Source organism: Streptomyces hirsutus (assembly GCF_001418415.1).
Lineage (GTDB): Bacteria > Actinomycetota > Actinomycetes > Streptomycetales > Streptomycetaceae > Streptomyces > Streptomyces hirsutus.
In genome coordinates, this window is record NZ_LIQT01000186.1 from 1 (window position 1) to 4,972 (window position 4,972).

Sequence of the window (4,972 nt, forward strand, 5' to 3'; positions counted from 1 at the left end):
TGCTCGATGCCACGGTGCGGCGGGGTGGTCAGGAAGCGGCATCGGTTCGCCTTCCGTAAGCGGCGGCAGGGTGGTCGGGCCGTACGCGTTGGCGGCCCGGGCCGTGGAAGCTCTCCCGCAGCGTGCTGCCCTCGTAGTCCTCCCAGACGTGTCCGCGTGCCCTCGGCTCGGGGACGACCAGGTCGACGAAGTCGCCGCAGGAGGCCGGGGGGAGGATATCGGTGAGGTTGAAGCCGTCGATGCCGGCCTCGTCGATCCAGCGCTCGAGCTCGTCGGCGACGGTCTGCGGGGAGCCGACCACGACCGGGCCGAAACTGGAGACGGCCATGTGCTCCGCGATCTGACGCGGCGTCCATGCGCGGGTCGGGTCGGCCTTGGTGAAGTTGGCCGGAATGCTCTGGATGCCGGGGGCGTCCACGTAGGCGAGCGGCTCGTCGAGGTCGAACCGGGCCCTGTCCACCTGGGTGATTCCGCTCAGCCGTGCCAGGTTGCCCTCGATACCGGCGTAGGAGCGGTAGTCGGCGAACTTCGCGCGGGCCTCCTCGTCGGTCGGCGCGGTGACCACCGTCATGATGGCGAACATCTTGATGCTCTGCGGGGCCCGGCNNGGGCACCTCCCCGGCCGGCCGGGGAGGTGCCCGCCTGGTAGATGACCGGGGTGCGCTGGACGGAACTCGGGACCGGACTCGGGACCGGACTCAGGACCGGACTCAGGACCGGACTCAGGACGGGGCTCAGGACCGCGCGAGGGCCGCGATGCGCAGGTCCCGGGTGCGGCTCTGATGCTCGATCACGTACTGCCCGGCGGCCGCCGCGTCGCCACGGCGGACCGCGTCCAGGATCCGTTCGTGCTCCTCGACGATCAGCGCGAGGTTCTCCGGCTGGGTGGTGGTGCCGGAGTCGTACACCTTCAACTGGGCGTCCAGGTGGTCCATCAGCTCGATGATCGTCGCGTTGTGCCCGGCCTCGCGCAGCGCCCGGTGCCACTGCTCGTTGAGATCCTGCAGCTCGGCGGGGTCCGCCGACGCCACGGCGCACTCGTGGACGTGGACGAGCCGGGCGAGGTCGAGCTCGGTCCGGCGGGTCGCGGCCGCCTGTGCTGCGGTCGACTCCAGGGCGATGCGCGCCTCGCAGATCTCCAGGATCTCCTGGGGAGTGCGCGTACGGACCACGTAGCCGCGAGTGGCCCGGGTCACCAAGCCCTCCTGTTCGAGCCTGATCAGCGCCTCCCGGACGGGGGTGCGCGAGACGTTGAACTGCGTGCTGAGACCCGTCGGGATCAGGACGGTTCCGGGCGGTGACTGGCCGTCGAGGATGCTCCGCCGGATACGGGCGTAGTGGCTGCCCGCGCCCGCGTCGGCGCCCCGGTCTCCCCGTGCGGTGCTCAAGCTGTTCGCTCCTCTTCCATACCGAGGGCCGACCCGTCGGCGGCGCACGCGGAGCGGCGCTCTCTGCGGACAGGTGTTCTCGCGATTCGAGACGGCCATAGTCTGCCACTGTCTACATGTGTATACAGTTGCTTGCAGCTGAATCCGGACTTGAGTTCCATCGCGTCCTCGGGTCCGGGTCCATTTGTTTCGAGTGCATGACCCCTATACGCCTGACAGGATTTCGGGAGCTTCTGATGCATCGTGGCGCGCAGCCAGGGCGATACGCCGCCCACCCGGCGCACCCGGTAGCCGGGCCGGCCTCCCGTTTCTGCAACAGCCTGACGAGCCGTCGGCACATCGACCTCATGCGCGTCTTCAGCACGGGCTGTCGCTGATCACGCGCCTCCTCCGCCTGCCGCGTCCCGGCCGCTGAGTCAGCGGCGGGCGCGGCTGTGTCCGGCCCGATCGCAGGCGCGCCCCGCTCCGTCGTATGCCCCGGACCGCCCCGCCCCGCCCTCTACTCGGCATGGCAGGGGAGTCGGTCCCGGGCACTGCCCCACGACCCCGCAGGCCTCCTCGGCTGCCGCCGCTCACCGGCCAGGCGGTCCAACGGGTGTCCGAACCACTCCTGAAGGGGATCTCCATGCCCGAGCAGCTGCTGCTCGCCAAGGACCCACAACCGCACTCTGGCCCGTCCGGCCGGCCCGGCGCCGGAAAGGACCGGGGGACCGGGTCGCCCTCCGCCGCCCGCAACCGCCGGGTGCTGCTGCGCGCCGCCCGCACGGCCGGCCCCTGGGTCGTCCCCGTGCTGGTCCTGGTGGTGTGGCAGTGGACCGCCGCCGTCGGCATCCTGCCGCCGTCCATCCTCCCCGCTCCGGAGGCGGTGTGGCGGGCGGGAGCCGATCTGGCCGCCACCGGGGAACTCCAGTTCCACATCCTCACCAGTCTCCGGCGCATCCTCCAGGGCTTCGCCCTCGGCGCGGCCACCGGCCTGATCCTCGGGTTCCTGGTCGGCATGTCCAAGGTGACCGAGATCCTCCTCGACCGCTCCCTGCAGATGGTGCGCACCATCCCGCACCTGGCGCTGGTGCCGCTGATGATCGCCTGGTTCGGCATCGGCGAGGAGCCCAAGATCCTGCTCGTGGCACTGGGCACCTTCTTCCCCATCTACCTGAACACCGTGACCGGCATCCGCGGAGTCGACCCCAAGCTGCTGCAGCTCGGCCGCTCCTACGGACTGGGACGGTGGCGCCTGGTGCGTGACATCGCCGTCCCCGGGGCGATGCCCACCATCCTCTCCGGCATCCGGTACTCCCTCGGCGTCGCCTGGATGACCCTCGTGATCGCCGAGACCATCTCGGCCAGCGACGGCATCGGCTACCTCGCCCAGAACGCCCGCGAGTTGCTGCGCACCGACCAGATCGTCCTCGCCATCGTGCTGTACGCACTGGCCGGTCTGCTCGCCGACCTGCTGACCAGGCTCATCGAAAGGAGGGTGCTGCGGTGGCACCCGAACTACCGTCCCAGGGCGAACCAGTGACCCCGGCGCGGGCAGGCGCTCGGCTCGCCCTGGAGGGCCTGGGCCGGCAGTACGACGGCCGGTGGGTCCTGGAGAACCTCGACCTGGAGATCGAATCCGGCTCGTTCGTCTCCTTCCTCGGCCCCAGCGGCGCGGGGAAGAGCACCCTGCTGCGGATCGTCGCCGGACTCGAGAAGCCGAGCGCGGGAACCGTCGGACTCCAGGGAGAAGGTCCGCAGCCGCCCATGGTGCGGATGATGTTCCAGGAAGACCGGATGCTGCCCTGGCGCTCGGTCGAGGACAACGTGCTGCTGGGGGTCAAGGGCCGCCGGGACGAGGCGCGCGCACTGCTGGAGGCGGTGGGCCTGGGCGACCGCGGCGGCGCCTGGCCGGCCGAGCTTTCCGGCGGGCAGCGACAGCGCGTCGCCCTGGCCCGCGCCCTGCTCCACCACCCCGAACTCCTGCTCCTGGACGAGCCCTTCGGAGCTCTGGACGCGATCACCCGGATCGCCATGCAGCAACTCCTGGAACGCCTGTGGCTGGAGCAGCCGCGCACCGTCCTGCTGGTGACGCACGACGTGGAGGAGGCGCTCGTGCTCTCCGACCGCGTCCTGGTCCTGGCCGACGGCTCCGTCGGCCGCGACCTGCGCATCGACCTGCCCCGCGGGGAGAGGCGCGGCCACCCCCGCCTCGTCGCCTGGAAGGAAGAACTGCTCCAGGGCCTTCTCGCACCGCACTCCACCGCCCCGGCCGACGTCTGAGCCCGCGACAGCACGCCACCGCGGCCCCGCCCCGCGCATCCGCCCACCCGAGCAACGCCCCACCGAGAAAGAACCGACCGTGACCGTGAACCGCCCGTCCGCCCGTTCGACCACCGGAGCCTCGCCACTCCTGTCCGGCAAGCTCTCGCGCCGCGGTGTCCTGGCCGCGGGCGGCCTCGCCGCCCTCGCCCCGGTCCTGGCCGCCTGCGGCGGTGGATCACGGCCCGGCTCCGCCGCCCTCGCCGACGGCGTGCCGCAGGAGCTGCGCTACGCGGTCATCGGCAGCGGCAAGACCGGAATCCCGGCGGCGCTGCGCTACAAGTTCGAAGGCGTGGACCTCGGCAAGGAACTCGGTGGCACCACCGTCTCCTGGCCGTCCGGGTTCACCGCCTCGCTGCCGGTGATGGAGGCGCTCAAGTCCGGCAGCGTCGACTTCACCTTCGCCACCGCCACCGCCGTGGCCTACGCGATCGGCGGCGGGGTGCCCATCGTGCCGCTCGCCGCCTACCCGCTGCCCTCGAACGAGGTCGAGATCCTGGTCCCCCAGAACTCGCCCATCCAGGGCGCCGCCGACCTCAAGGGCAAGCGTGTCGCCGACCAGCAGGGCACCACCGGTACCTACAGCCTCATCAAGTACCTGGAGACCGCCGGCCTGCGGCTGGACGACGTCGAGTACGTCAATCTGCCCGCCGCCGACGCCGAGTCGGCGTTCGCCAACGGCAAGGTGGACGCCTGGATCAGCTGGACCCCGGCCATCAGCCTGGGCCGCGCCCGGCACAAGGCACGCTCGCTGCCGAAGGTCAGGACCTACGACTACACCTTCTACGTGGCCAGCGAATCGTTCGTCGAGGAGTTTCCGGAGGCCGCCGCGAAGGTCGTCCGCGTCATCCGGGACACCCAACGCCGCATCAACGCCCGCCCCGAGGCCGCCGTCGAGTTCTTCGACAAGATCGGCGGATTCGGCTCGGAGGACCTCGAACGCAAGGTCTTCCTCGAGGTGACCAAGGACAAGCGGCAGTCGGAGTCCCTCGCCGACACGCTCGGACCGGTGGACAGCAAGGCGAGCGAGAACACCCAGGACCTGGCCGACAACTTCCACGACCTGGGCGTCTACCCGTCGAAGATCGACGTGACCGGATTCCTGGAGGACTCGCGGTTCGACGCGATCAAGAAGACGGTGGCCGCCGAACTGGCCAAGTGACGGCCCCGGCGTACCGCACGAGACAGCGCACGACAGCAGGGAAGAGAGAACACGCAGTGAGCACCCCCCAGAACAAGATGCACCTCGCCGCCTTCGTGACCGCGGGCCCCGGCCGGCCGGG

At 70.8% G+C, this 4,972-nt stretch carries 5 protein-coding genes; 3 read left to right on the top strand and 2 right to left on the bottom strand.

What is annotated here, in order from left to right:
• Positions 1-28: 28 nt before the first annotated feature.
• Both AOK11_RS14690 and AOK11_RS14695 read right to left on the bottom strand, forming a co-directional pair.
• The coding region (locus AOK11_RS14690; RefSeq protein WP_206188844.1) for an LLM class oxidoreductase at positions 29-606 on the bottom strand (578 nt) is incomplete at its 5' end.
• A 128-nt stretch (positions 607-734) separates the two neighbouring features.
• The gene (locus AOK11_RS14695) at positions 735-1,388 is read right to left on the bottom strand and encodes a GntR family transcriptional regulator (protein WP_063793479.1); all 654 of its coding nucleotides are present in this window, start codon (positions 1,386-1,388) and stop codon (positions 735-737) included.
• Positions 1,389-2,013: 625 nt separating this feature from the next.
• Here AOK11_RS14695 and AOK11_RS14700 point away from each other — a divergent pair.
• The 3 genes from AOK11_RS14700 (at position 2,014) to AOK11_RS14710 (ending at position 4,851) form a co-directional block, all read left to right on the top strand.
• Entirely contained in the window at positions 2,014-2,910 is an 897-nt protein-coding gene (locus AOK11_RS14700) for an ABC transporter permease (RefSeq protein ID WP_079034847.1), read from the top strand.
• Positions 2,874-3,650 (top strand): ABC transporter ATP-binding protein, encoded by a 777-nt coding sequence (locus AOK11_RS14705; protein ID WP_206188845.1) that lies wholly within the window; start codon positions 2,874-2,876, stop codon positions 3,648-3,650. Before AOK11_RS14700 ends, AOK11_RS14705 begins: the two co-directional genes overlap by 37 nt.
• A 79-nt stretch (positions 3,651-3,729) precedes the next feature.
• Positions 3,730-4,851: an NrtA/SsuA/CpmA family ABC transporter substrate-binding protein gene (locus AOK11_RS14710; protein WP_206188846.1), complete on the top strand. Its 1,122-nt coding sequence runs from the start codon at positions 3,730-3,732 to the stop codon at positions 4,849-4,851.
• Positions 4,852-4,972: the final 121 nt, after the last annotated feature.

Bases quoted from the DNA above. Each gene is read 5' to 3' on its own strand.
- AOK11_RS14700 (WP_079034847.1), top strand. From the start codon at position 2,014: ATGCCCGAGCAGCTGCTGCTCGCCAAGGACCCACAACCGCACTCTGGC.